This is a genomic window from Eisenbergiella massiliensis (genome assembly GCF_003435485.1).
In genome coordinates this window covers 228,039-254,017 of record NZ_QVLV01000001.1, presented here as the reverse complement: position 1 = coordinate 254,017, position 25,979 = coordinate 228,039, and the positions used below count along the sequence as shown (strand labels likewise).

The 25,979-nt window shown below is 46.2% G+C and carries 23 protein-coding genes; 5 read left to right on the top strand and 18 right to left on the bottom strand.

What is annotated here, in order from left to right; all coding sequences use genetic code 11:
• Positions 1 to 10 precede the first annotated feature (10 nt).
• Positions 11 to 1,354 carry a hypothetical protein gene (locus DXC51_RS01060; RefSeq protein WP_025488105.1) on the top strand — a complete coding sequence of 448 codons (1,344 nt, stop codon included), beginning with the start codon at positions 11 to 13 and terminating at the stop codon, positions 1,352 to 1,354.
• Between the two features lie 156 nt (positions 1,355 to 1,510).
• On the opposite strand, the gene DXC51_RS01055 is transcribed toward DXC51_RS01060, so the two are convergent.
• Positions 1,511 to 2,863 (bottom strand): sensor domain-containing diguanylate cyclase, encoded by a 1,353-nt coding sequence (locus tag DXC51_RS01055; RefSeq protein ID WP_025488104.1) that lies wholly within the window; start codon positions 2,861 to 2,863, stop codon positions 1,511 to 1,513.
• 572 nt (positions 2,864 to 3,435) lie between these two features.
• On the opposite strand from DXC51_RS01055, the gene rsgA reads away from it, so the two are divergent.
• Complete coding sequence (gene rsgA / locus DXC51_RS01050; protein WP_081745222.1) at positions 3,436 to 4,482, top strand: ribosome small subunit-dependent GTPase A; 1,047 nt, start codon at positions 3,436 to 3,438, stop codon at positions 4,480 to 4,482.
• Between the two features lie 309 nt (positions 4,483 to 4,791).
• Here rsgA and DXC51_RS01045 read toward each other — a convergent pair whose 3' ends face one another.
• The 5 genes from DXC51_RS01045 to DXC51_RS01025 all read right to left on the bottom strand — a co-directional run bounded on the left by DXC51_RS01045 (position 4,792) and on the right by DXC51_RS01025 (position 13,158).
• Entirely contained in the window at positions 4,792 to 5,763 is a 972-nt protein-coding gene (locus DXC51_RS01045; RefSeq protein ID WP_243003094.1) for a D-2-hydroxyacid dehydrogenase, read from the bottom strand.
• Between the two features lie 112 nt (positions 5,764 to 5,875).
• Positions 5,876 to 8,275 (bottom strand): glycoside hydrolase family 31 protein, encoded by a 2,400-nt coding sequence (locus DXC51_RS01040; RefSeq protein ID WP_025488101.1) that lies wholly within the window; start codon positions 8,273 to 8,275, stop codon positions 5,876 to 5,878.
• Positions 8,276 to 8,536: 261 nt separating this feature from the next.
• Positions 8,537 to 10,531 (bottom strand): ATP-binding protein, encoded by a 1,995-nt coding sequence (locus DXC51_RS01035; protein WP_025488100.1) that lies wholly within the window; start codon positions 10,529 to 10,531, stop codon positions 8,537 to 8,539.
• 238 nt (positions 10,532 to 10,769) lie between these two features.
• Positions 10,770 to 12,116: a glucose-6-phosphate isomerase gene (locus DXC51_RS01030; RefSeq protein WP_117530821.1), complete on the bottom strand. Its 1,347-nt coding sequence runs from the start codon at positions 12,114 to 12,116 to the stop codon at positions 10,770 to 10,772.
• A gap of 229 nt (positions 12,117 to 12,345) precedes the next feature.
• Positions 12,346 to 13,158 (bottom strand): hypothetical protein, encoded by an 813-nt coding sequence (locus tag DXC51_RS01025; RefSeq protein ID WP_147332327.1) that lies wholly within the window; start codon positions 13,156 to 13,158, stop codon positions 12,346 to 12,348.
• Positions 13,159 to 13,428: 270 nt separating this feature from the next.
• On the opposite strand from DXC51_RS01025, the gene DXC51_RS01020 reads away from it, so the two are divergent.
• Together DXC51_RS01020 and DXC51_RS01015 are read left to right on the top strand one after the other, a co-directional pair.
• Positions 13,429 to 13,677 carry a TIGR03905 family TSCPD domain-containing protein gene (locus DXC51_RS01020; RefSeq protein ID WP_021635570.1) on the top strand — a complete coding sequence of 83 codons (249 nt, stop codon included), beginning with the start codon at positions 13,429 to 13,431 and terminating at the stop codon, positions 13,675 to 13,677.
• 23 nt (positions 13,678 to 13,700) lie between these two features.
• The gene (locus DXC51_RS01015; protein WP_102287291.1) at positions 13,701 to 14,792 is read left to right on the top strand and encodes an undecaprenyldiphospho-muramoylpentapeptide beta-N-acetylglucosaminyltransferase; all 1,092 of its coding nucleotides are present in this window, start codon (positions 13,701 to 13,703) and stop codon (positions 14,790 to 14,792) included.
• A 49-nt stretch (positions 14,793 to 14,841) separates the two neighbouring features.
• Here the strand turns inward: DXC51_RS01015 and DXC51_RS01010 are convergent, their stop codons facing one another.
• The 6 genes from DXC51_RS01010 to DXC51_RS00985 form a co-directional block, all read right to left on the bottom strand.
• Positions 14,842 to 15,255, bottom strand: coding sequence for an HIT family protein (locus tag DXC51_RS01010; RefSeq protein ID WP_025488098.1), 414 nt, complete (start codon positions 15,253 to 15,255; stop codon positions 14,842 to 14,844).
• A 91-nt stretch (positions 15,256 to 15,346) separates the two neighbouring features.
• A complete protein-coding gene (locus tag DXC51_RS01005; RefSeq protein ID WP_044914428.1) occupies positions 15,347 to 15,982 on the bottom strand; it encodes a rhomboid family intramembrane serine protease in 636 nt (211 codons plus the stop codon).
• Positions 15,983 to 16,171: 189 nt separating this feature from the next.
• Complete coding sequence (locus DXC51_RS01000) at positions 16,172 to 17,665, bottom strand: DUF6382 domain-containing protein (protein ID WP_181970002.1); 1,494 nt, start codon at positions 17,663 to 17,665, stop codon at positions 16,172 to 16,174.
• 90 nt (positions 17,666 to 17,755) lie between these two features.
• A complete protein-coding gene (locus DXC51_RS00995; RefSeq protein ID WP_025488095.1) occupies positions 17,756 to 18,202 on the bottom strand; it encodes a TadE family protein in 447 nt (148 codons plus the stop codon).
• 26 nt (positions 18,203 to 18,228) lie between these two features.
• A complete protein-coding gene (locus DXC51_RS00990) occupies positions 18,229 to 18,684 on the bottom strand; it encodes a prepilin peptidase (protein ID WP_117543373.1) in 456 nt (151 codons plus the stop codon).
• 13 nt (positions 18,685 to 18,697) lie between these two features.
• Positions 18,698 to 19,171 carry a hypothetical protein gene (locus DXC51_RS00985; protein ID WP_117530825.1) on the bottom strand — a complete coding sequence of 158 codons (474 nt, stop codon included), beginning with the start codon at positions 19,169 to 19,171 and terminating at the stop codon, positions 18,698 to 18,700.
• A gap of 76 nt (positions 19,172 to 19,247) precedes the next feature.
• Here DXC51_RS00985 and DXC51_RS29400 point away from each other — a divergent pair, with 76 nt between their 5' ends.
• On the top strand, positions 19,248 to 19,391 hold the full coding sequence (locus tag DXC51_RS29400; protein WP_154465326.1) for a hypothetical protein: 144 nt from the start codon (positions 19,248 to 19,250) through the stop codon (positions 19,389 to 19,391).
• Positions 19,392 to 19,514: 123 nt separating this feature from the next.
• Here DXC51_RS29400 and DXC51_RS00980 read toward each other — a convergent pair whose 3' ends face one another.
• From DXC51_RS00980 to DXC51_RS00955, 6 genes are all read right to left on the bottom strand, one after another.
• Complete coding sequence (locus tag DXC51_RS00980) at positions 19,515 to 20,954, bottom strand: DUF5702 domain-containing protein (protein WP_102287287.1); 1,440 nt, start codon at positions 20,952 to 20,954, stop codon at positions 19,515 to 19,517.
• 17 nt (positions 20,955 to 20,971) lie between these two features.
• Positions 20,972 to 21,184, bottom strand: a complete 213-nt coding sequence (locus DXC51_RS00975; protein ID WP_021635561.1) for a Flp1 family type IVb pilin — start codon at positions 21,182 to 21,184, stop codon at positions 20,972 to 20,974.
• Positions 21,185 to 21,239: 55 nt separating this feature from the next.
• The gene (locus DXC51_RS00970) at positions 21,240 to 22,718 is read right to left on the bottom strand and encodes a type II secretion system F family protein (protein WP_117543371.1); all 1,479 of its coding nucleotides are present in this window, start codon (positions 22,716 to 22,718) and stop codon (positions 21,240 to 21,242) included.
• A 3-nt stretch (positions 22,719 to 22,721) separates the two neighbouring features.
• Positions 22,722 to 23,534 (bottom strand): type II secretion system F family protein, encoded by an 813-nt coding sequence (locus DXC51_RS00965; RefSeq protein ID WP_021635559.1) that lies wholly within the window; start codon positions 23,532 to 23,534, stop codon positions 22,722 to 22,724.
• The gene (locus DXC51_RS00960; RefSeq protein ID WP_117543369.1) at positions 23,494 to 24,726 is read right to left on the bottom strand and encodes a TadA family conjugal transfer-associated ATPase; all 1,233 of its coding nucleotides are present in this window, start codon (positions 24,724 to 24,726) and stop codon (positions 23,494 to 23,496) included. The genes DXC51_RS00965 and DXC51_RS00960 overlap by 41 nt, the downstream gene beginning before the upstream one ends.
• Before the next feature lie 86 nt (positions 24,727 to 24,812).
• Positions 24,813 to 25,823 carry a P-loop NTPase family protein gene (locus tag DXC51_RS00955; RefSeq protein ID WP_117543368.1) on the bottom strand — a complete coding sequence of 337 codons (1,011 nt, stop codon included), beginning with the start codon at positions 25,821 to 25,823 and terminating at the stop codon, positions 24,813 to 24,815.
• Between the last annotated feature and the right edge of the window lie 156 nt (positions 25,824 to 25,979).

Sequence of the window (25,979 nt, the reverse complement as noted above, 5' to 3'; positions counted from 1 at the left end):
GAGAATCCCCATGATATTTGATAAAAATTATATAACCTCTGCCCTTCTTCCACGCATCCGCGGACTATGGCTCTCTTCCCAGGACACCTTCCCCGATTTTCTCTCCCCTGTATCCCTGGAGGAAAAAAGAAACAACGAGGCCTGGGTAACTGCTGCTATGGAACGGCTTCAGCGGCATATGAAGGCCTTCCCATCCCGAAGCAGAATTGCGGTCAGGCTGCCCTTCTCCAGGAAGCAGCCGGAACAGGCCGCCTATTCCCAGTCCCCTGCTCCCCAGCTGCAGAAATGGACACAGGAAATGGAATCGCTGTTTCACGGGCTCCTGTTTGACGAACCGATCCTGGGTATTTGCAAAGCCATGTCTGAGGACAGCCTGACCGCCTTTCAGGCTTCCATGAAGGACTTTCTCCGGCAGGTCCGCAGCTTTGCACCTGAAATGAAGCCGGAGGATATGGGTCAGGCCCTGCGCAATTTCATGGTCTATTCCATTTTCAGGGAGCAGAACGGGCTGCCTCAGGACTGTCCCTCTTCCATCTTTGGCTATAGCATGCTCTATCCCTTTACCGATAACTTTCTTGATGATCCCAAACATACTTCCGAGGAGAAAAAGCATTTTAATCTCCTCATACATCATAAAATAAGCGGCCTTCCCATCACCCTGCTGTCCCTCCATGAAGAAAAAACCGCCCAGCTTCTGGCAGATATTTTCGCCGTCTACCCCAGTCCGGAGTCGGTCGCCTCTTATGGTGAAGCCTCGGGAAAAGATATCCGCCAGGGCCTTCTTCTCATGCTGGAGGCGCAGGAAATCAGTCAAAAACAGGCCGATGCATCCCTGTTTCTTACCGAACGGAATATTATGGATATTTCCATATATAAAGGCGGCCTGTCCGTCCTCATAGACCGGTTTTTTATCAATCTCAAAATGACGGAAGAGGAAATTTTATTTTATTTCGGTTTTGGCTTTCTTCTTCAGCTCTGTGATGATCTGCAGGATATCGGCGAAGATAAGGGAAACGGAAGCCGGACACTGCTCTCCTCCTGCCTCACCCCGAAAGAAACAGCTGCCAGAGTCAACCGTCTCTTTTCCTACACCGCCGGCCTTTTTGACCTCTGCCCCTGCAGAAATCCTGCCTTTCGTGATTTTCTCCTGCAAAACTGCCATGAACTCATACTCACCTCTGCTGCAGGCAGCGGTTCATGGTTCGATGAAGCATATCTGAAAAAACTGGAAGAATACCTTCCTGTCTCCCTGTCCTTCCTGTCCGAACAGAAGGAAAAGCTGCCCACAGCGTTTCCTTCCGGAAACGAGGAACGTATATTGGAGATGCTGGATGCTTTTCTGATTGAATCCTGACTGCTTTTTTAATATACCCGATAATATCAGCCCAGCCCCAAATACAGTTAATCGGAAAACATTAAGCCCCCCAGTTTATAAAATGCCAAAAATGCCGAGCCTGTTTTTCAGCGCCCGGCATTTTACCTCTTAATTTTACATTTTTTATTCTGATTTCTATTTTTTCCGACTTTCCTTTTTGTGATTTTCCTTTTTCTTTTCCTGGTACATCCTGTGATCTGCCTTCTGCATCAGGCTGTCATAAGTCTTTCCATCCTCTGGAAATACAGCAATACCGATACTTAATGACAACTGCCGGCATTCTCCATCCACATAAAAAGGCTTCTCTATTACCTCCCGCAGCCGGGACTCCATATTTTTAATTTCCGCCAATCTGCTTCCGGGACATACCACTACGAATTCATCCCCGCCGATCCGTGCTGTTGGATTGTCTCCGCCTGCGCAGCTGCGCATCCGCTCCGAAGCTTCCTTTAATATTGCATCCCCTGCCGCATGGCCCAATTCGTCATTTACCGCTTTAAAGTGATTTAAATCCATATAAAAAACAGCAAATGCATTTGCACCTTTACACAATTTATCCAGAAGCTCTCCAAGATACCTCCTGTTATAAAGTCCTGTCAGTTCATCTATGGATGCAAATCTCTGAAGCTCGGACACTCGCCTTTGCTGCTGGTATACAAGCAGAGCGCTCAACGCTGTAATAATCCACCCGGCCAGCAGCAGATACACCAACACCAACGGATTTACCCATCCATTTTTCGGCGCCATACTCAGCACCCATGTATGATTGGGCACACTTACCTCATAGCTAAGACTTCTTTTCTCATCAATCTGCTCTGCTCCGGCAATCGTCATATCCTCTCCGGTCTCCGTAATAACATGAAGCCGGTAATCATAACCCTCGGTTTCCAGTTCCTCCAGCATCAACGGATTCAAAGCCTCCGGCAAATCCAGGATAATTACGGAAAATCCCCAGAAACTCTCTTTCCCGTTTTCATCGGTCAGAAAAATAGGATTCCGCGCTACAAGCCCCAATCCGCCCTGTGTCAGACTGTACGGGCCGGACAGCGCAATTTCCCGTGTGTCCACAGCCAGCAAAGCATCATCCCGACGACGTGGATTATCAAAAACATTATTACCAATAACTGCCTCATTTCCCTCTAACGGATAGCAATATAAAACCGCGCCTCCCGGCAGATACTGAATGGCCCGGATTCCCTCTCCATCTGCCAGAGATTTGGCCAAATCCCGGAACGCCTCCTCCGAAATCTCTCCCCTGCCCGTAATCACAATAGATTCCAGCACATCCGTCTTATGAAACAAGCTGTCCAGAAGCGCTTCCGTTCTAACTGCATACCCCTCTGCCAGTCTCAGTGCATCCTCCTTCTTATTTCCGGCGCTCCATAACGCCGCTGCACACACAATGCAACCGGTCAGTAACAGCCCTATAATAACCGCCGCCCAACACGCCGTATTATATTTCTCTCTTACTCCATGCTTCTGACTCACTGTATCCTCCAAAATAATAATTACTGGCCATACATTTCTGGATATTATACCGCCGAAAAACTATGAAAACAAGCTGTCGGTCATAAATACTCTTCTGAAAAGCATTTTTACCAATCCCGTATAAAATCTGGCTCCATCACTTCATCCATATAAAACTCATTTATGAAATAATAAAAATTCCTCCGCCAAAACTTTATCAAAATTCCGGTTGCATATTTCCTTATCATACTTTATACTGAATATGTATTTTAGCTTTTCAAAGAAAAAATGAAAGGAGATATGAATAATGACAGCAAAGAACGAGGTGTCCTTCCGCTAATTGAACATGTAAACAAAGCGACAATCCTTTCATGCATCCTGTTTGTATGTAATTCCATTGCATATGGTTAATTATGTCCCGCAGAAACCGCAGCCAAGGCTTGTTTCTGCGGGATTTTTGCGCCCTTTTTCAGGGTTGCCGCCGTCAAAAAGAAAAGGAGATGATTCTATTATGAGAGAAAAAATAAACAACTTAACACAGTCAGACAAAACTTATTTTAAAACTTTAAATATAATTTTCGGAGGAATAATGCATGAATACAGATATAAATATAGAGACCTATGGATTTACCCGCGACCTTCTGCCTGCGGGAACTGATGGAACTGTCGCGAGAATTACCGCTGTGTATAAAGACAGGTTTGAGATTGTCAGCGCCCATGGCAATGGCTATGCCAGATTAAAAAAAGGATCCTATTATGCCGGAGATGAACCTTTTCCCACTACAGGGGATTTTGTCCTTCTTTCCTGGCAGAACGATGGCGACAGCATTATTTATAAAACGCTTCACCGCCGCACCTTTTTTTCCCGCCTGGATCCATCTTCTGCAGGTCACGCGGAACAGGCAGTCGCTGCTAACTTTGACTATGTATTTATCATGCAGTCACTGAATCATGATTTGAACCTGCGGCGGCTGGATCGTTATCTGACGCTGGCCTGGCAAAGCGGGGCACAGCCTGTAGTACTTCTTACCAAAGCAGATTTAAATGAAAACTGGGAGGCAGCGGCCGATAAAGTCCGCGCGGCAGCGCTTGGCGTAGACGTCTATGCCGTCAGCTCTAAAACCGGACTTGGCCTCGACAGCGTAAAACAATATCTGCTTCCGGGCAAAACTATTGTCTTTCTAGGCTCCTCCGGGGTCGGAAAATCCAGCCTGCTCAATGCTCTGGCCGGACAGGAAATGATGGACACAGGCGCCATCCGAGAGGATGATTCCCGCGGACGCCATACCACTACACACCGGCAGCTTATCCGCCTTTCCTGCGGAGCCATGATAATTGATACTCCCGGCATGCGTGAGCTGGGTATGTGGGATGTCTCCTCCGGGCTTGGCGAGGCTTTTTCCGATATTGAACAGTATTTTCCTCTTTGCCGTTTCTCAGACTGCCAGCATAAAAGCGAACCCGGCTGTGCTGTAAATACCGCCATTGAGAACGGCGAACTTTCCCGGGAACGCTGGAACAGCTATCTTAAATTAAAAAATGAGGCAAAATATACAGAAAACAAAAACAGCTACCTGCGTGAACGGCAGCAGCTTCATAAAAGCTGGGCCTCAAGAAAAAAAGGGAATAAAAAGAGGTAGCCGACAGGCCATATATACTGCTGCCCGCATGATTATACTGACTTTTTAATTTCTGTAAATCCTATTCCTAAAAACAATATATAGTCCGTATAAAAAAATTAAAAGGAATCCCCGGCGGCATACGGCCACAATGCACGCAGCTGATACCAGCCGTTTTCAGATATCTGTTAGAAACATCTGGCCTGCCGCTCCGGTATTCCTTTATTATCTGCAGTTTCTATTTTCCTGCCATCCTGAAAGCTTCCTTTTTATCCCTATCCCTTTCAATTCCACCCTCTGAGTGCCCATCCTTTTCACTGCCAATCCTTCTTACGGATTTACCACATTCCTGGCTTCTCCCCGTAAAAAAGCCTCAATATTCCTGCAGGTTTCCGTAACCACCCGGGTACGCGCTTCCACGCTTGCCCAGGCCATATGTGGCGTAATCAGAAGTCTGCTGCTGTCCTGAATCTGCAAAAGCGGATTCCCCGGATCAATCGGCTCCCTGCTTAATACATCAATTCCTGCCCCCATAATCCAATTTTCCTGCAGTGCGGTACAAAGATCAGCTTCATTCACTACGGCGCCTCTTGCCACATTTACCAGAATCGCCGTTTTTTTCATCTTTTTTAACGCTTCCAGATCAATCAGGTTTCTCGTTCTGTCACTCAGAGGACAATGCAGTGTGAGCACATCAGATTCCCGCAGTAAGGTTTCAAAATCCACCTGCTCATAATCCGTACAGCCTCCTCGGCCGGATGCCGAAAAGCAGATAACGCGGCAGCCGAAAGCCTCTGCAATAGCGGCTACTTTACGTCCGATATTTCCCATGCCCACGATTCCCCAGGTCTTACCATCAAGCTCTGAGTAAGGCAGACCGAAATGGGAAAATCTCGGCTGTGACCCATAAGCCCCGGACTTTACATAATCATCGTAATAACGAAGCTTTTCCAGAATATAGAGAACACAGGCTATTGTATGCTGTGCCACAGCAGCCGTGGAATAATTGACCACATTTACTACCGGGATTCCCCTTTTTCTGCAGTAATCCAAATCCACATTATCAAAGCCGGTTGCAAACTCACAGATAAGCTTCAGATGGCTCGCGCCATCCAGGGTATCAGCATTCATAGGCGTTTTATTCACAATAATAATATCTGCATCCTTAACCCGTTCAGCTGCTTCCTCATCCTTCGTTGTCATGTGGAAGGTAACCTCTCCGTACTTTTTCAGAGGCTCCACCGACACATCCTCTCCCACGCTGCTTCTGTCCAATACCACGATATGCAAAGCCCGCTCCACAACTGTTCCTCCCATTTATCCGCTATTATCAACCCGTCCCGCTTCCTTCTTCTTATCCCTTAAAAAACGAATCCAGGCTCCCCGGGGAGCCTGGAACAGAACTTGTTAGACGTTATGCCAGACTACCCTGTGCAGTCAGCATTTCAGAAATACACTTCACCAGATCTTCCGATAAATCCATGGCCTGCAGCTCTCCAATAATAACAAGCGGTGATTTTCCGCTGCATACCAGCTGATAAATCCGGGTCTTAATATCAAATTCCATTTCCGCCTGATCCAGGAAAGCATAAACTGTCTTCTTCACAGGATTCTCAGCCAGAACCAGCTTCCTTACAAAGGTAATCACTGTCTCAGCACACGCATCAGCCTGGCTTACTGTAATTTTCAGGCAGTTCTTATCCGCATCATAGGAGGCTTCCGCCTCTGCCGTTTTTCCATTGGAGGTACATAACACTTCGCTTTCCGTACATCCCCAAATCTCTATTGTATAATCCCTCTTTTCAGGTACCAGAGAAAGCTCGCCCTGCACCGGATGAACTGCAAAACGCTGCTCGCCATCCCACTTCCATTCAAATTCCGTAATCGCACAGATGCCCTTTTCATAATCACAGGTTTCATTATCATCCTCATACAGCGAAAAACTGCCGTCAGCTCCGGCATAAACCTTAAGCGTCAGAGAAGAAGGATTTCCGCAGGTACTCACCGCATCGATTTCTTCTGTCATGGGAATAACAGCTCCTGCTTTCGCAAAAACAGGCATGGTATTGATATCCCTGTACATGTCCATCATACGGCCGCCTTCATAAATGGTACCGCTGAAGAAATCAATGAAGGTTCCTTCCGGAAGCCATACTCTTTCCTTTGCGCGGTTCAATCCTGACAGACGAGGGGAAGTAATCGGGGCAACAATCAGCCCGGTTCCAAAATAATACTCATTTGGTACCCGGTAGGACTCAAGGCATCTGGGATTATAATAATACATCGGCAGCACCAGCGGTGTATCCTGCGCATATGCTCTGTAATTCATAGTATACAGGTACGGAACCATTTTATGGCGCAGCTGCAGAAATTCATTCATCATACTGTGAATTTCCGGATTAAAACGCCAGGGCTCCTTTCCATTAAATTCGTTTTTAGTGCTGTGAAGCCGGTTAACAGGAGAGAATACACCCAGCTGGTACCAGCGTCCTTCCAGCTCATCATCCTTATATCCATTCATATGACCGCCGATATCATGGCTCCACCAGCCATAACCGATATTGGATGCCGTACTGGTAAAATAAGGCTGGAACTTCAGAGATTCCCACGTAACTACCGTATCACCTGAAAATCCCACCGGATATCTATGGGAACCGGGACCTGCATATCTTGAAAAAGTCATGGGACGCTTTCCATTTCTTGCGCTGTCCAGGAAATGGAAGTGGTTGAGCATCCACAGCGGATCCAGGCCTTCCATCTTCGTAATACCGCCCTGCTGCCAGTCAAGCCACCAGAAATCCACCCCTTTTTCTTCATTGGGATGGTGCGCATATTTAAAATAGGCGGAAAGGAATGCCGGATCCGTAATTTCAAAGGCCACAGGCTCTTCCCTGGATATATCCTTTCCCAGTTCCTTTGCCATAGCCTCATACATTTCCTCATGCGGGCGGATTCCGTCTGCCGGATGCACATTCAATGTAATTCTCATACCACGCTCATGCAGGCTGTCCATAAATCGCTTCGGATCCGGGAAAAACTCCCTGTTCCATGTATAGCCTGTCCAGCCGGTTCCATATTTGGGATCGATATTTACCAAATGCCAGTCCATATCAATGACTGCAACTGTAAAAGGGATTCCCTCTTCATCGAAACGGTTCATCAACTCCAGATAACTCGCTTCGGTATATTCATAGTAACGGCTCCACCAGTTCCCCAATGCGAACCTGGGCAGCATGGGGGTTTTACCACAAAGATAATAAAAATCCTTCAGACATTCCAGATAGTCCAGCCCGTAACCCCAGAAATAAATATCCTGAATTCCTTTTTTGCGGGGTGCAACCCATCCTTCCTCGGTAAGAATAAGTGAAGCAGAATCATCCAATACGGAAAAACCTTCCGTAGAGACAAGACCATGCCCCAGTTCACAGGCGCCGTCTACCGTATCCAGTGTCCTTGCCGTTCCCTTCAGATCCCGAAGCTCGTCTCCATAATGCCATACATTATTCCAGAAACCTGTATTTCCAAGCACCTGAGCCTTGAGTCCTCTGGGATTGAATTCTTTTTTATTGTAATTCAGGCGAAATCTCCAGGTCAGAATTTCCAGCTCTTCCTCCGTCTCCTTCACCTGAAACTCCACAGGCGGGAAATCTCGGTTGATAACAGTCTGTGTCGCCCTGTCCTCGAAAATTCCGTCCTCGCTGTATTCCAGACGTACCAGCCCCTCAGTCAGCATAGTAATCCGGTATTTATCCCCCTGCAGGATATTCTGTCGGTTTGCTTCCGGTCTTGCCGGCAGCTTATACAGTTCTTTCATGTTGCAGCCCTCCGCTTACTCATTAATAAATCAGGATAAAAATACTTTTTTCTTCATTATATCCGGAGCCCTCCGGTAAATCTAGCTTAATACTATTCCAAAATAACACGATCCTATGATTTGCAGTCCTTTATACCCAAAAGCTGGCATACTTCCAAACCGATACACATCCAGTCCAATTCACACCAACTCAATTCACATCTAATTCAATTCATACTTAATTCAATTCACACCTAATTCAATTCACCCTAATGAAGAATACTACATTTTATGAAGCACCCTCTTTGCCAGCACCTCAGCCATACGCCCCGGCTGAATCGGCTTTGCCAGATGCTCGTTCATCCCGGCCTGCAGAGACTTTATCACATCTTCTGCAAATGCATTTGCCGTCATTGCAACAATGACAACCTCCGAGGCATCCGCGCGTTCCAGTCTGCGGATTGCCTCTACAGCTTCATAGCCGTTCATTACCGGCATCTGGATATCCATAAAAATAATCTGATAATACCCCGGCTGAGAGGCCCGGAACATTTCCAGCGCTTCTTTTCCATTTTCAGCAGTTTCCACACAGGCCCCGGTTACCTCCAGCAGACTTGCCGCTATTTCTCTGTTTAGCTCATTATCCTCTGCCAACAGAATATGTATGCCCCTGCAGTCCACATCCTGAATTCTAAGTTCAGGTACTTCTTCCGCCTTTTCTTCCTGCAGCCTTAATTCCAATATTACCGTAAAACAGCTGCCCTCCCCAATTCTGCTTTCTACCCGGATTTCCCCTCCCATCATCTGAACCAGGTTCTTGGTAATTCCCATCCCAAGTCCGGTACCGCTGATTTTGCTGATCCGGGAGTCGTTAGCTCTGCTGAAGGGTTCAAAAATATGCTGCAGATATTCCTCGCTCATTCCAATCCCGGTATCTCTGAAAACAAAACGGTAACGTCCCAGCCTGCTGTTTCCGGAGGAAAGCTCAGAAACTGAAATGAATATCTCTCCTCCTTCCGGAGTATACTTGCATGCATTGCTCATAATATTCAAAAAAATCTGACTTAATCTGGCACGATCGCCAATTACACGCTCATGCTTCAATTCATCCATGGACACATGGAATATCTGTTTTTTCTCCTCTGCCTGAGTCCTCATCAGGCAAATTACTTCTTCCAGAAGCTCATGAAGATTAAAATCACTATTATTAAGTTCAAACTTACCGCTTTCAATTTTGCTCATATCCAGCACTTCATTTACCAGGCTCAGCAGCAGTTGGCTGGATACTCCGATTTGTTCCAGATCATACAGCAGTCTTTCCTTATCATCCATATGCAGCCTGGCCAGCTCCGTCATACCGATGACAGCATTCAGCGGAGTCCTGATATCATGGGACATTTTTGAAAGGAAATCACTTTTAGCCTTATTGGCGTTCTGCGCCAGCTCATATGCCTCCTTAAGCGCACTCCGGCTTTCCTCTTCTCTCTTTTTCTGCTCGTGTGTATCCTGGAGCGCAAGAATCGCCCAGTTCTTCTTTCCCCCAAAGTAAACATTGCAGGATATGTAATGATACTCTCCGTTTATCTTCCTGTAGCCCTCAATTGTATATCTGTCATACCCCTCAACAATAAGCTCACGGAAATGCTGCAGGGAAAGTTCCCGTTTCATATCCTCATACCAGCTGGGATGCAATGTCTTCCTTGCAAAATCATCCCAGAACAAATCGTAAGAAAATTCCTCCTCCGATATTTCCTCCACGTCCTCCGGAACCCGAATGGCACGTACAGAATTACTCTCCATATCAATCCGATACACCGCAAAAAAAAGATTATGAAGAGAACCTACTATTTCTTCATTAAGTTCCTCCAGTTTTTCTTTTTCCCGCCGCATAACTATAGTGTCCGTCACATTCTGGTGATACCCTCTGAGTCTTAATATCTTCTCACTGATACGCTCTGCCACACCGCCGCAACGGATATAAATCCTTCCAAACACCGGATGCTGCCATGGATACTGCACCTCAGCCCTGCCTTGCCTTATCATATTATCCACACAGGAATTTACCACCGGATAATATTCCTTATCGATATTCCGGTACCAGTGTTCATAGCATTCCTCTGGCGAGGCCTCTTCAGTAAGGCCGAGAAGATCCAGCATCGTCTCATCCGCAAACATCCGGGAATTACAGCCTTCCTCTATTTCTATTATCCATAAACCCGTCATAGATTCATGAAGAACATCCTGCATTGTCGATATATCCTGAATTTTCCCTCCCATGAAGCTGCCTCCTTTCCTAAATAACCGTCTCATTAACGTAATTGTAGCTTATTTATTTCCACAGAGCAACCAATAAAAGGAAGATAAAGATATTTAAAAGACATGATATCGACAAAATAAAAAATAATATGGCTAAAAAAACGAAAGGGCGTGATTTGAATAATTTGCACACCCTTTCGCAGCTTAATACCTTTTTACGGCTTCTTATTTATTTTTCTGCTCCGAAACGGGCTGTTTTTTACAGTCTCTTCAGAAGCTCTTCTCTCTGCGCTTCATATCCCGGTTTTCCAAGCAGCGCAAACATATTTTTCTTATAGCTTTCTACGCCAGGCTGGTTAAACGGGTTTACGCCAAGCAGATATCCGCTGACTCCGCATGCAAACTCAAAGAAGTAGAACAGCTGGCCCAGATAGAACTCGTTCACCTCAGGCACGTCGATCATCAGGTTGGGAACCTGACCATCCGTATGAGCCAGGATGGTTCCGTTCATCGCGCTCTTGTTAACGAAATCAACACTCTTCCCTGCCAGATAATTCAATCCGTCAAGATCCACAGGCTCTTCATTGATGGTGATTTCTTCTCTGGATGTCTCTACATTAATAACCGTCTCAAACATAATACGGGAACCGTCCTGAATAAACTGTCCCATAGAGTGCAGATCTGTCGTCAGGTCAACGCTTGCCGGGAAAATACCCTTCTGGTCCTTTCCTTCGCTTTCACCGTACAGCTGCTTCCACCATTCGGATACATAGTGAACACTGGGCTCATAGTTAGCCAGAATTTCCACTGATTTTCCTTTTCTGTGAAGGATATTGCGGACAGCCGCATACTTCAGTGCATCATTATCTTCGTATTCAGCCTCCAGCGCTTTCTTGCGTCCATCAGCTGCACCTTCCATTAACTTGTCAATGTCCGCACCGCTTACTGCGATAGGAAGCAGACCTACTGCAGTCAGAACGGAAAAACGTCCTCCCACATCATCCGGAACAACAAAGCTTTCGTAACCTTCTTCCGTTGCCAGTCCCTTCAGGGATCCCTTCGCACGGTCTGTGGTTGCATAAATTCTTCCGGCAGCTTCTTTCTTGCCGTATTTCATTTCCATCATTTCCTTGAATACACGGAATGCAATTGCGGGTTCTGTGGTAGTACCGGACTTAGAGATCATATTAATAGAAAAGTCTCTGTCCCCAATCACATCAATCAAATGCCTGATATATGTAGAGCTGATGGAATTTCCAACGAAATAAATTTCAGGAGTTTTTCTAATCTCCTTGCTTACACTGTTATAGAAGCTGTGTCTTAAAAATTCAATTGCAGCTCTTGCTCCCAGATAAGAACCACCAATTCCGATAACCAGAAGCACTTCTGAATCACTCTGGATTTTAGCCGCTGCTTTTTTAATTCTGTCAAACTCTTCCTTATCATAATCAACCGGCAGATCGATCCAGCCAAGAAAATCATTTCCCGCACCGGTCTTGGAAACCAGAAGTTCCCTGGCATCCATCACCTGTTTTTTCATAAAATCTACTTCATGCGCACCGATAAAAGGTGCTGCTTTTGAATAATCAAAAGTCACTTTGCTCATCTGCTTATCCTCCAATTCTGCTGCACTTGGCAGCAAACAAATAGATATAACCGCAGCCATCGCAGAAAACCTGCAATTTCGCTCAATTTCCGTTCTTAGTGTAGCAAAGTTGGTTTTTATTTTCAAGAGTTTTTATAAGAAGCCTTGTTTTTCCTCGTTTTTTCCTTTTTTGTTAAGAATACGGTTTTCTGAATTCTGCATTTTTTCTGCTTCTGCCAGCAGTGCTGTATTATGCAAAAAACTCCTTCAGAAGCTCTTCCAGTTCTTTTTCCTGATTCTTGGTAAAAATCTGTTCCTCCATCTGAGTTTCCGCCGGGCTCTTTTCCATTGTCTCTGCTCTTTCCGGCCGTATTTTTTCCTTTAGCTCCGCAGCTATCAGTTTTCCCGCCGATTGTTTTACTGTCGTCTGCTCTGCTTCCGCTTGTATTTTATCCTGTTCTTCCCCTATACTCTCCATTTCCCGGAGTATGACACCTCCGGCCGATACGCTCCTGACTTCGGCTCCGGCCAGCCATTCCGACTCATCCAGTAATGAAAGCCTGGCCGCCATATGATTTTCCAGATAGTCTGTCAGACTGGTCTTAAGCGCAGCCTTTTTCCCATGTACATCCACCAGGCCTGAAACGCTGAAATACAAATACAATCCCAGAAAGCTCATAAGATAGAATGGAAGGATTTCCCCCAGTGTTTTTCCGTCAATAATCCCCTTACACGCCCCCGCCCCTGCAAAAAATACCGAAAGCATCATAAGCTGCCCGGCAAAATGGGACAGCCCGTCCATGGAAAATTTCCATATTTGAATCCGATTTAAAAACTTGTCCACAAAAACCGGTATATTGGGAACTCCGTCATTGAGCTTGTAACAGTTACGGAATTTAATCTTACACTGCTTAAGCACCTTGTTTTCCGTTGAGGACATGTTTTCAGCCTCCCTTATCAGCGTATTCAGAAAAATTCCTGTTATAAACTTGCATAATATGCTCAATAATAGCAATATAATTGTCATAGCCACCAGTTCTTTATTTTCCACAAACGAAGTCATACTCTCCTCCAATCTGCTGTCCGTATCAGACAGCCTCCCGTCCCCTGTTCTGCTTCTGCAGCTGTGAGACCAGCCTTTTTTGGTTCCTTTGTGAATAGTATTATAGGAGATTGAACCGCCTGCCACAATACGGACAGGCCGGGAATCGATCGGAGAATTACGCCTCAATCTGCCATAATTGGGGATTTATTGTGAAAATACTGGTAACAAAGGAGGATTTTTGATATAATTCGGATATTGAATTTATATTGTTTAATTTGGAGGCATATTATGAAATACAGAACAAAAGGCACTTGCTCCAGCGCAATAGACATTGAACTGGATAATGGAATCATCAAATCTGTACATTTTACGGGAGGCTGCAATGGTAATCTCCAGGGTATTTCCCGCCTGGTGGAAGGAATGCCCGCAAAAGAGGCAATTTCCCGTCTGAAAGGAATCAAATGCGGCTTCAAGCCCACATCCTGCCCTGATCAGCTGGCTGTGGCACTGGAATCCATTGTGGGAACCGCAAATTAATAATTCAGCTAGGGGGCTAATTCATGTCAAAGAAAATCGTTCTTACCGGAGGTGGCACCGCCGGTCATATTACGCCAAATATTGCCCTGCTGCCAAGGCTGTCACAGCTCGGTTATGAAATTTCCTACATCGGTTCCTACAATGGAATGGAGAAAAAACTGATAGAGGATTATGACATCCCCTACTACGGAATATCCACCGGAAAATTCCGGCGCTATTTTGACTTAAAGAACTTTACGGATCCCTTTCGCGTTATAAAGGGATATGGAGAGGCAAGAAAATATTTGAAGGAAATCCGCCCGGACATTGTATTTTCCAAAGGCGGTTTTGTATCCGTCCCTGTAGTCCGCGCAGCATCCTCCCTGAAGATTCCCTGTGTTATCCACGAATCAGATATGACACCGGGACTCGCTAATAAGCTCTGTATCCCGGTTGCTGCAAAGGTATGCTGCAATTTTCCCGAAACGCTGCACAGTCTTCCCACGGAAAAAGCTGTACTTACAGGCTCTCCTATCCGTGATGAACTATCCAAAGGAAATAAGCTTGCCGCACTGGAGCTGTGTCATTTTACTGCCAATAAGCCTGTACTTATGGTAATAGGCGGTTCTCTTGGCGCTGCTTCCATTAATCAGGCTGTTCGTGAGGCTCTGCCAAAGCTGCTCAATGATTTTCAGATAGTGCACATCTGCGGTCATGAGAAAATTGACAACTTGCTGCTCAACCAATCCGGATATGCACAATTTGAATATTTGAAAGCTGAGCTGAAGGATGTGTTTGCCATGGCTGATGTAGTGGTATCCAGAGCCGGAGCAAATGCTATCTGTGAACTTCTCGCCCTGAAAAAGCCTAATCTTCTGATTCCGCTTTCCGCAGGAAGCAGCCGTGGAGATCAGATACTGAATGCCCGCTCCTTTGAAACTCAGGGATACAGTATGGTTATAGATGAAGACTATTTAAGCCCTGATCTTCTGGTTGAGAAAGTACAGGAACTTTACTTTAACCGTCAGACCTATATTAATGCAATGGGAAAAAGCCAGCAGATGAATGCGACCAAGACAATTACAGAATTGCTGGATGGAATTGTAGAAGAAAATAAGGCAGGAAAAGGCAAATAGGATTGAGGCCTGCCGGGGAAGATAATGAAGCTTCCCCGGCGGACCGCTTTTATTCACCGCAAATTGTCTTACGGATATTTTCAAGCTCTTCCTGTGAGGGTTCTTGAGGTACCCAGTTGATGTTCTGCTTATCATCGTCATATCTGGGAATCAAATGCAGATGAAAGTGACGTACCGTCTGTCCTGCGGACTCTCCATTGTTCTGAACCAGATTAAACCCGCTACACTGCAGCCTTTCGGTCATCCTGGCCGCCATTCTTTTAGCCAGCTTCATAACTTCCCCGCATACCTCATCCGGAAGCTCATAAAGATCACAATAATGATCCTTGGGCAGGATTAATGCATGTCCTCTTGTAGCAGGGCCCAAATCCAGAATTACCCGGTACTTTTCATCCTCATAAATAGTATTCGTTGGAATATCTCCATTAGCTAATTTACAAAAAATACAGTTATCATCCTTCATAACAGTTCTCCTTCCTGCCCGCAGGCATCCTCTCTGTTTTTATGCTCTTTATGCAAAAGCCTGTTTCCTCAGTCCGTCTTAATAACATTTCTCAATATCCATAGCCTCCGCCGCCATGCCCTATGCTCCTCCCAATATGGCACAGAAGAAAGGTCAGCAGGAAACCGCTGATCAGCCCGCCTAAATGAGCTGCATTATTCACCATAACACTGCGGAAACCGGAATAAAGAGAAAATATAATCATAAGAAGCATTCTCTGAATGGAAATCTGAGCCGCCCGTCCCTTCTTTGTAATGACCAGGTAAAGCAGTCCGCCTATCAATCCGAAAACAGCCCCGCTCGCCCCAAAGGAGTAATAAAAGTTGCCTGTAGTCAGCTCATATACAGCTGACAGAAGATTTCCGCAGATTCCAGATATAAAAAACAGGGCAAGGTATCTGAAACTGCCAATCGTCTTCTCCACAATCTCTCCGCCAAAGTACAATAATATCATATTATTAACCAGATGGCCAATATCAGCATGAAGAAACATGGATGTCACAAGACGGTAATATTCCCTGCTGTGAGTCAGATACAAAACGCTGAACTGTCCTTCATCATACAGCCAGTCACCCGTAAATTCGCATATCAAAAAAATAACGACATTTATAGCTGTAAGCACTGCGCTGCACCATGGAATATCCTTGTATTTCTGATCCTGGTACCGATAAGTCTGCCGTTTTACCATATACACCCCCGTTACCCCCAGTTTTATGGTATTTACTGCGTCCCTTACGGACATAAAACCTGCAGATACTGCTAATTCTTCACCAAAATATTCCTCAATACCAAAAGGGTAACACTTCCGTACAGCCTTGTCAATAAACCGTTTTTGATAGTTTTCACCTGTATTTCCAACTCCTAATCCCAGAATATATTATTCCTCGTAATGTAGTATGACGCTTCCCAGCCGGACCTCATCTCCCGCTTCCAAAACCATTGTTTCATTTTGTTCCAGGCCTATCCCGTTGATAAATGTGCCATTTGTAGAATTCAGATCCATCAGCGCCGTCCTGCCTTCCTTTTCTACGAATCGGGCATGAATACGGCTAACAGAAGCATCCGGCAGCAGAAGCTGCACCCTGCCTTTCATCTTGCCTGCAGTTACCGGAAGACTGTCCAGGGCAAAACGGATATCCTGTTCCCCCAGTTTTCCCGTTAGTCTGGGACTTCTGGTCCTATTGCCGGGTATATCGCTCATGCTATAAACGCTTCCTATGCTGTTTGCAGAAAATATAGTGTCATCAAAGTACACCTCCTTCTCACAGCAAGCATAACTGTCCCACGTTTTTTCCTGCTTTCTTTCTACGTCTGCCTTTCCCTTTTTTTCATCCTTTACCGCAGTCAGTTTCCATAAAAACAGAAGAAGAATTATGCCATCTGCGGCAAGGCCTCCAAAGAATACCGCCTTAAGCGAGCCTTCTGGCTGCAAATACCAGATAATCCCACAGATAATCCCAAATATAAGAACTGCTGCCACCAAACCAATCAGATTTCTTTTACCATTCTTCTTTTCCTGTGTTCTCTCTTCACCAGTATTACCTTTGTCCGCTTCCGTTTCTGTATCACTGGTACAGTGTATACTTTTTTCTTTATACAGTGTTCCCTCGTACGCTGTAGGGCCCGCTGTCCTGCCATATTCATAAACTGCCGGTTCTTCATAGAAACTCATCTGGCTCTCCCAGCCATCCTCCGACCACTGAAGGTACCCTTTTTCTGCTGCCGCCTCGCCCCTTCTGCTCCGTACGGGACTGTACCCCAGTCCTATCTCCAGCCCGCTTTCCGACCTGTTTTCCAGTTTTGTATCCGGTCTGTCCACGCCTCCTTTTTCCAGGAGCGCACGGAAACTTTCTATAGTGAAACTCTCTGCCTTCGACATCTTATAAAACTGATAAGCGGTGCTTACTGCTTTTTCCTCTCTGTGATCCACATGCTCCAGAAAAAATTCCGCTATCGGCATATAAATGCTGCCGATCGGTTTCTCCTTCTCTGCAAAGGGATAATAAAGGAAACAAAGCCGTTCTGTTTCCAAATCCATATATATACATGCCGGTTCAAGCAAAAGGAACCTTTCTTCAAGAAGGTATCCGGCCATACCTCCCAATAACCCTGACATGCTGTCCACCACATCCAAAATTTCCTGACAGGTCATTTTCCCTGACTCATACATCTGTTCCAGAGACTGACGTGAACTGATGTCATAATACAGACATACCTTACCATCCACATATCGTTCAGTGGCTTCAAGCAGACCCGATATTTTGTTGTTCAATATCATTCTATACTGATAGCTGTCCGTCTTTTCTTTGGGTATTCCTTCAATAACCAGATAACTGTGACTTAATTCTCTCTTGTAAACCGGCTTAACCATTTTTCTTCTCCCTTCCGCCATTTTGTATTATTGTATCAATTCGGACAGCACATCTTCTTGAATATATCTGCTGTCCTGAATTGTTACATATTATTCTATAAAATCACCAATCCGTCTGGCTGCCCGGATAAAAGCGGCGGCATCCCGTATCAGCACCTTCTTCTCTGCTGTTATGTCCCATTCCTTTTGGCTTATAAGCTGCAGCCCGGGCGCCGGAAGCGCAAGATTGGCCTGCAATGAAACACCGACGGAAACTGCAGAAACATTGATTTGTTTTTCCAGGCCTTTAATCGGAAGTACGCTTTCCTTAAGCAGTTTATCCAGCTCCCTGGCTGCCGCCGCCTCGGCTTCCGCATTCCCCTCGTCACACAAGCTGGCTCTGAATGCCGCAATATAAGCAGCCTGATTCAGAAAAGCTACGGTATACAGGTAGAAAGAAAGATACATAAGCGCGGTAATAAGAATTACTGTAATCGGCATGATAAAACTGGCCTCCAGAGTCATATACCCATCTTTTTCCCAATTTCCTTTTGTCATATAATTTCCCCGTTCCTCCGGATACTTCAGTTATCCACACCTATTCCCGCACACAATTCAATTATCCACACCAAAACCACGGCTGTACAAAGAAATGGTGCAAAAGGGATCTGCGTATTCCGGTTGCCTTTTCTGCTTATTATCAATACTGCTGCCAGAAAAAAGGTAAGCAGACATGCTCCAATCACTTCTGCGGTACACCTCTGCCACTGATGCATCAAACCAATGGGAATTACCATCATGCCATCAGCGCTTCCCAGTTTCCCTTCCGTTATATGGCACAGAAGAAGCATAAGGGTTCCCGGAAGTACCCCGGTCAGAATAGCAGACCAGCTGTATTGTCCCAAAATCAGCAGCATTGCCGCATAAATTAATCCCAGAAGAATGCCAGTGTATAAAAGCCATCCGGGTATCGTTCTTTTTTTACAGTCATAACAGCTGCAGATTCCCAAAAAGCTGCATAATATCAGGTTTTCTGCCATATTGTCCTCCTTTTTATCCGCATCTGGAACAGGGAGGCCTTCCGCCGGCTTCCGATAACGGAATACATCTGACGGTTCTCTTCAGTCCGCTGCACTCAATTGTATTATGATATCTGTTTCCTTCTCTGGTAAGATAAACCAGCCCGCTGCCATCACCTCCGCACTTCTCGCATGGATAATATTTTGCTCCTGATTCATTACGCAGCTGTTCCACCTCATCCTTTCCCGCCAGTTCGATGGACAGCGTAAGATGCGTACAATTCCTTTCCCGGTGATAAACGGTTCCGGTTTCCGTTATATATACATACTCCTCTGATTCAGATCCCCCTGCGTTCCGCTCCACATCATAGCCGGTCCATGCCCTCATATAGCAACAGCTTACTATCGTGGTTCCCGGATAAGCCAGAATGGGAACCGCCGGCTTTACCCGTGCCGGACGGATAAGTTTTATCATCTCATCCTCAGCTCCCACAGTATAAGCCAGCATAGACAGCTGCCTGCCCTGTTGATGAAGTGTCTCCAGATTCGTCGCAAAGGTGTGAAAAAATAAGGTGATGGATAATATGTTCATTATAAAAAACAGAAACAACGGTACAGCAAGAGATGCCTCCACTGTCATGGAGCCCTTCATTTTCTGCCTGTCCGGGAAGGAGGTGAACGGGGACACCCCTCTTGCCGGACTTATCTGGGGATATGGCAATGTGTGAAGTTCTTTTGATGTGTGAGGAAGCTGTGTTCGGAAGTGCATGACTTTTGTTGTTTTTAGTTTACAGTTACTTATTGCTTTGCGTCCGTGCAAAAGGGGCATCCCTGTTCACCTCCTTCCCTTCTTAATCGTATCCATATGCTCTTTTTATACTATACTGATATCCATATCCGCTTGATACGGAGGCCTCTGCCGTCATCGCATCCATACAGCCATCTATCCGAAAACAGCTGTTTCCCTTTGTCTGTCTGATATCCGCTTCCATAACATCCATCAGCCTTTCCGTTACCTTCTCCTGGGATTCCAGAAACAGGAATGCCTGCAGATAATCTCCATAGCCAAGTCCCTTCTGCCCCCTCGGATATTCAGATAAATGTCCCCGAAAGGTCAGAAGCTGGCTGAAAGGTGTATTCCAGCTTCCTGAGTCCTTGATAACAGGCACCTTTTCACCATCAAAAAGCATTCTTAAGTCCTTTACGCTCTCCGCATAACCCCAGGCAAAAAGGATCAGCTGGGTAACGGGTTCCTCCAGTTCAGGCATACCCAAAACCCCTGTAATCAGCAATGCAGCTCCTCTGGCCTCTGATTTTTTCTGTCCGTCGCTGAACAGATAAGCCACATTGGCAGCTTCTCTAACCAGCAGGATCTGATTCGCCATGCCGCGCAAATTATCCAGGTCATTTCCCTTACCCTGCAGGATATACTCCACCTGATAGGAAAATGAGGAGCCGTCTTTTATCTGATTATAATAACCGCATTTATCCATAACATATTTCAGAAACAGACATGTATCCGAGACTCCTGACGGCAGTTCTACTCCTGATGGCAGCCCGGTACCTTCCATTTTATTGCTTCGCCCGGTATAAAGCGCCGCCTTCGGAATAGATTCCCTGGACAGGGAAGCGCTGTTTTCAACAGCCAGCTTCAGGATTCCCTCACCTCTTGCTTCATTTACCACATCTGAGGGCAGCTCCACATTTTTTCCTTCCCAGTCCTCGGCTTCCTGTTCTTCTTTATTTAAAATAGCTTCTTTTACCTGTTTTTCGGTTTCATTTCTGCGCAGCTCCACATCTGTTCCCAGAAAACCTCCCGTCTGTATCAATCCCGCATTTACGGCCGCCTGTTCCAGGAATCCCAGCCCCCATTTATCCTTCATATACGTAATCGCCTGCTTTTTCAGTACCGCTCCCTTTTCATCTGATGCAATTGCCGCCTGCTGCAAATCAACTCCGTCTGCAGAAAGTCCTGTCAGATCCTTCCCGACCGGAATATCAAACAGCTCATAAGGGCGAAAATTCATGTTCATATAATTCCTGATATGCTCCTCCGTATTGGAAAAGGCCGGCGAAGTGCCGCCATAGGACATATCTATAAAAAACAGTTCATATTGTTCCAGCATTTCCCGGTGATATTCTGCCAGAGCCGAATCCATGGCCATATCCATCACACATTCCGTTTGTGTACGGATGGTATGCATCCGTACACCTTCTATGACGGTGAGCAGCAGGGAAAGAAGAATTCCCGTAACCAGGGAAAGATAAACCGTAATATAACCTTTCCGCACAGCTTTCCCCTTTCCGGCTATATACTGCCGGCCTGACTTGTTATTTTCGAAAATATGGTTTGCACAAGGCTTGTCAGCTGATTCTTAAAGATTATTACAAGTCCGATCAGAACCAGTATGATAAGAATTACTTCAACCGTACCCATACCTTCTTCCCCGCTCAGGACATTCCTGATTCGTGATTTTATTTCCGCAAAACCATTTACAGCATGCAAATAAATTTTCTTCATAGATTTATTCCTCCATTCTGCCTTTTAGGCAGCTCCTTTCATAATTCCTTGTTTCCTACATACCCGCAAAAGAAAAGCATGCCGGCACCATAATCAGTACCATTACCACCACAAGCATCAGCATCATGGGAAGAAGCAGTCTGGTTCCCGCCTTTTCTCCCAGTTCCCTCGCATTTCTTTTGCGTTCTTCAAAAGCGTGTTCTGCCTCCTGCTGCAAAGCCTGCAGCAATCCCGAAGCTCCCTTTTTAAGATTCTGGGAAAGCAGCGCGGCACATTTTCTGTACTGAGTCAGGCGGCATCTCTGCCCAAAATGTTCGTAAGCCTGTGCTTCCGTTATTCCGCTCTCCATTTCCCGGCAGGCCAGGGTGAGTTCTTCGTATACGTATATAAGCTCCTGATTTCTTGTTTTTCTGTTTTGATAATCCGCGGCCATTCTCTGAAAAGCGGAGCGGATGGGAAGCCCCGCTCCCATCAGAAGCGCCAGCTTACTTATGAACTCAGGATAGGAAAGCAGAAGCTGTTCCTCTCTTTGTTCCAGTTTTTTCTTTAAATCCCGATCCTGAAGGCGATATAATATGCACCCGGCAGCGACAAACAATGCAAAAAGAAGAATGCTGTTATCCGTAATTTTTTCCTTCCAGGAAATCTGCCGCATTTCCACCCTTTCAGGAAGCAGAAAGCCTTCCTCCTGCCTGGATGCCTTTTCCCTCTTAACCACAGTTTCTTCAAGAAGCTTTCGGAACCGCTCCTCCTCTGTGAGTGCAGGAGGACATACTCTGACGGCAAATATCTCTTCCCATTGTTCCTCCCCGCAGGTAAGGACCGCCCGAAGCTCCGTAATTTCTCCCTTTTCGCCAAGCTGCTTTGTTGTTACCTTTCCGTCACTGTGAATCAGCTCATAATTACCGCACTCCCAGGTAATCTGAAAAGGGTATCCAGGAAGTGAGGAAGGAAAATTAAGGTCTTTTGATACCTCATTCAGTGTGGAATTATCACCTCTCATCTCATTTTCAAGAGCTTTCCTGACCTCTGGAAGCATTTCTTCCAGCTGCTTACTGGTATATTCTCTCTCCTGGACCTCCAGCTGAAGTTCTTCCTTCTTTTTTCCCTCCCACGCTTCCAATTCTACCCGGAGACTTCCTTTTCCATAGGAATTCCTCTGCAGCCAGCCATCCTCCGACAGCTTCTTATTCATTAATGCGGACAGGTAAAATGCCATTGACAGCAAAGCCCCTATGGATATGAGGAACAGAACGGTACTCAGCTTACCCGTATTGTAGCTTTTCAGCCGTTCCTTCGCTTCACGGGGATACAGGATTTCCATATCCTCCTTCAGCTGCAGCCTCGATGCCGGTTCCTTTTCCATTTTCAGATGCTGCCTCAGCCTTAGCAGCCGTTCCTCCAGCCATGCAGCGGGCTTCAGAAACAGGCGGCAGGGCGCCGGCATATCGGCATCCGCATCCGCTTTAGTACTCCTGCTTATCAGAAGCAGCACAATAATTCCTGCAATGATGCCTGCATAAATAACCCACATATGTCACACCTCTATTTCTATTATTTTCCTGGATAAATAAAATGCGGCCAGATATACCGCCAGACAGCCGGTCATAATAAGAATGCCGGCAGCGTTAAAGTAAAGACAGTCAAAGAAGCCTCTGGAAGTCAGCTGCAGATAAGCCATGATTAAAAACGGTACCATATTCATAATTTTCTGTTCATATCTTCTGGATGACAGCAGCGTCTGAATTTCCTGTTTAACCTCAATCTTTTCCCCTGTTACGGCTGCGCTGCGGCGTATAATATCATTCAGATTGCCTCCGCTCCTCTTTGCTATGGAAAAGACCTCTGCAAAATCCTCAATATCTGGCTCCCCGCTTCTGATTCCCAAATCCGCCAGCAAAAGCTCCAGCGGCACATGATTTCTGAGTCCCTTTCTGAAAAAGCGAAGCTCTTTTGCCATCAGACTGTCATCACCATAAAGACGTTCCATATCCTTTCCCGCTTCAAGGAAGGCATTTTCAATGGAGTATCCGGCCTGCAGCCCTGCTGCGACAGACAAAATTGTGTCTTTGAATTGATCTGCCAGCCGTTGTCTCTGTCTGCGAATGAGCGTTTTTTCCGTTTCTTTAAATGTGAACAGAATCAGAGGAGACAGCGGCAGCACAGCCCAGAAGGAATGATAGAAAAACCATGCAAGCAATGCGGCGATACCGACTCCCTGTGCGCCGTAAAGAAGAATTTCCTTCCTTGAAAAGGTATATTTCCGATAATCCGGCGCATGCTCCTTTTCCTTTTCTTCTTTTTTGCGGTTATGCAGATCCAAAACCCGCCATTTTAAGTTTATCTTCATGCAGCAGCTTCTCCTTTCTTACCAGTCTTCCCTGTACCCTGCCGGACGTCTCTCCCTCTTCCTCAAAGGAAAACAGGGAAGACAGCCGGATTTCCCCGTCTTCAATACCTGTAACCTCTGCTATCTGCAGCACTTTTCTTGTTTTGTCACGCAGCCTTCCCAGGTGTACAATAATATCCACGCCGGAAGCTATCTGCCTGCGTATTGCGGGAAGCGGAATTTCCATACCCATCAGCATCATGGTTTCCAGCCGCATCAGCATATCCTGGGCGCTGTTGGCATGGCCGGTTGACATCGATCCGTCATGTCCGCAGTTCAGGGCGCTGGCAATCAGATCCACCGCTTCTCCCCCTCTGACCTCACCGACAATAATTCTGTCCGGCCGCATCCTCAAAGAGGTTTTAATCAGATCTCTGATAGTAATGGGCTGGCAGCCTTCCACATTGGCATTCCTTGTTTCCATCCGGACCAGATTGGGAATCCCCCGGATTTGCAGCTCCGCACTGTCTTCAATGGTTATCAGCCGTTCATCTGCAGGAATAAAACCTGCCAGTGCATTCAGGAATGTTGTCTTGCCGCTTCCTGTGCCCCCGCTGATAAAAATATTGTATCTGGCCTTTACCAACTTCTCCAGAAAGCTGCATGCTTCCTCGCTGATGGATCCGATTGCCAGCAGCTCTCTCATACCAATAGGCTGTTCCGGGAAACGTCTTATGGTTACCACCGGCCCGTTAAGAGCAATGGGACCCAGCACCACATTGACCCGGGAACCATTTTCCAGCCTGGCATCCACAATTGGGGAGGTTTCGTTCACCACTCTGTTGCAGCCTGCCACGATCTGCTGTATGACATCCTGCAGCTTCTCTCCTGATTCAAAGCCGCAGGGCCAGGCAAAAAGCCTGCCTGCTCTCTCCACAAAGATTCCTTCCATCCCGTTGATCATTATCTCTGTTACCTGTTCATCCTCAATCAGCTCCTGCAGCACATCCAATCCCCGAATGGTGAAAAACAGTTCCTTTCCCATCCTGGCCCGTTCATATACATTGAGCCTGCCGGCGAATTCTCTTGCCCGCAGCCGGTCAGCTATGGCATCCTGTATCTCTTCATCCGACATCTCCCTGGTAAAGTCCATGTCTGAAAGAAGCTCCCGCTTAATCCCATCCCTTACTGCCAGATATTTTTCCTGTTCCATCTGCCGGTACCCTCCCTTCTGCCTGCTCTTATCCGTGCAAACCTGCAGTCATTCATCTGTCTGAAATACATATGGCTGTGACGCATCTATTCTTCCTTCCAGTCCTCTCTTATCAGTTCCTGTACCAGTACGGCCAGTTCGCCCCGGGTCATATTCTCCAACCCCGCCGGCAGCTGACGGAAAAGAGGCAGTCTGCATTTCCTCGTCTTTTCCAGTATTTCCTCACAGTCAAGACAGCGCAGCAGCTCTTCATACTGCTCCTGTTTTGCCGCGGCAAATCCATCATCCCTGGTAATGGTATAAACCCTGGTACACAGCTTCAGGATATCGAAAAGCCCCTGTATGGCTTCCGATAAATCAAGAAGAATATATTCATATCTTCCTGTCAATTCCAGTTCTTCAAAAAGCTGCAGCCACTCCTCTTTTTCCACTCTCTGCAAGTCCATGCAGGAAAAAACAGGGGGGATGAAGTCAAGTCCGTTCACCTTCTGTACCATTCCTTCCAGCCTGTAAGGAAATCTGCCGTCACCGTTATGCAGGAAATAAATCAGATCCGACAAATCGGTTCGAAACTCCCGCTGCAGCATACGCGCCAGCCCGGAATAGCTTTCAAAATTCAGATAAAGCACTTTGTGTCTGCGGGCGAGAAGCTGCCCAAGAGTGAAAGAAAATGTGGTTTGGAGACACCGTCTTACCGGTGTGTAGATTCCGATGAGCTGTACGTTCCCCAGCCTCTGAGAACGTGTAGCCGGAGGAAGAATTCCTCTGTCTGCGGCTATTTCCATAATTCTGCGGACAATATTGTCCATGGACTGATACTTGTTCACGGTGTCCAGGCCAGGCGGCCCCTCCCCGCATTCCTCAAGTATCAGAATCTGATCCGCCTCCCAGTCCGTTTCCAAGCGATATACGGATTCTGTAATCAGCAGAAAGGAAACGCGGCTGTCTTTACAGAATTGCTTCAGCTTGTCCGGGCTGGTAAAGACCTGCACTTCAAAGGGAAATCCGTCCTTTGCCATCAGCAGGCTGAGATAATCCGTGAGATGACAGGCGAATTCCTGCTCTCTGTCACATACTGCCAAAATATTCTTTTTCAATAACACCTCCCGGTTCACATGGAAAGGGTATTTTCATAAAATACGCAGTAAAATCCCACTCTCCGTTGTTCCCCTGAATAAAATAAAAATGATGGAAAAATGAAAATGCTGATTCAACAGCCAGAATTTGATACACGGTTCTGCCTGAAAACAGAT

Coding starts and splice junctions, on each gene's coding strand:
- DXC51_RS00965 (WP_021635559.1), bottom strand. CDS start 23,534: ATGAAGATAAACTTAAAATGGCGGGTTTTGGATCTGCATAACCGCAAA.
- DXC51_RS01025 (WP_147332327.1), bottom strand. CDS start 13,158: ATGACTTCGTTTGTGGAAAATAAAGAACTGGTGGCTATGACAATTATA.
- DXC51_RS01005 (WP_044914428.1), bottom strand. CDS start 15,982: ATGGTAAAACGGCAGACTTATCGGTACCAGGATCAGAAATACAAGGAT.
- DXC51_RS01035 (WP_025488100.1), bottom strand. CDS start 10,531: ATGGGAGGGAAAATTCAGGATATATCGACAATGCAGGATGTTCTTCAT.
- DXC51_RS00975 (WP_021635561.1), bottom strand. CDS start 21,184: ATGAAGAAAATTTATTTGCATGCTGTAAATGGTTTTGCGGAAATAAAA.
- DXC51_RS00990 (WP_117543373.1), bottom strand. CDS start 18,684: ATGGCAGAAAACCTGATATTATGCAGCTTTTTGGGAATCTGCAGCTGT.
- rsgA (WP_081745222.1), top strand. CDS start 3,436: ATGAATACAGATATAAATATAGAGACCTATGGATTTACCCGCGACCTT.
- DXC51_RS01040 (WP_025488101.1), bottom strand. CDS start 8,275: ATGAAAGAACTGTATAAGCTGCCGGCAAGACCGGAAGCAAACCGACAG.
- DXC51_RS00985 (WP_117530825.1), bottom strand. CDS start 19,171: ATGCTGGCTTATACTGTGGGAGCTGAGGATGAGATGATAAAACTTATC.
- DXC51_RS01030 (WP_117530821.1), bottom strand. CDS start 12,116: ATGAGCAAAGTGACTTTTGATTATTCAAAAGCAGCACCTTTTATCGGT.
- DXC51_RS01010 (WP_025488098.1), bottom strand. CDS start 15,255: ATGAAGGATGATAACTGTATTTTTTGTAAATTAGCTAATGGAGATATT.
- DXC51_RS01015 (WP_102287291.1), top strand. CDS start 13,701: ATGTCAAAGAAAATCGTTCTTACCGGAGGTGGCACCGCCGGTCATATT.
- DXC51_RS01000 (WP_181970002.1), bottom strand. CDS start 17,665: ATGGTTAAGCCGGTTTACAAGAGAGAATTAAGTCACAGTTATCTGGTT.
- DXC51_RS01020 (WP_021635570.1), top strand. CDS start 13,429: ATGAAATACAGAACAAAAGGCACTTGCTCCAGCGCAATAGACATTGAA.
- DXC51_RS00995 (WP_025488095.1), bottom strand. CDS start 18,202: ATGACAAAAGGAAATTGGGAAAAAGATGGGTATATGACTCTGGAGGCC.
- DXC51_RS00960 (WP_117543369.1), bottom strand. CDS start 24,726: ATGGAACAGGAAAAATATCTGGCAGTAAGGGATGGGATTAAGCGGGAG.
- DXC51_RS00970 (WP_117543371.1), bottom strand. CDS start 22,718: ATGTGGGTTATTTATGCAGGCATCATTGCAGGAATTATTGTGCTGCTT.
- DXC51_RS01060 (WP_025488105.1), top strand. CDS start 11: ATGATATTTGATAAAAATTATATAACCTCTGCCCTTCTTCCACGCATC.
- DXC51_RS29400 (WP_154465326.1), top strand. CDS start 19,248: ATGTTCATTATAAAAAACAGAAACAACGGTACAGCAAGAGATGCCTCC.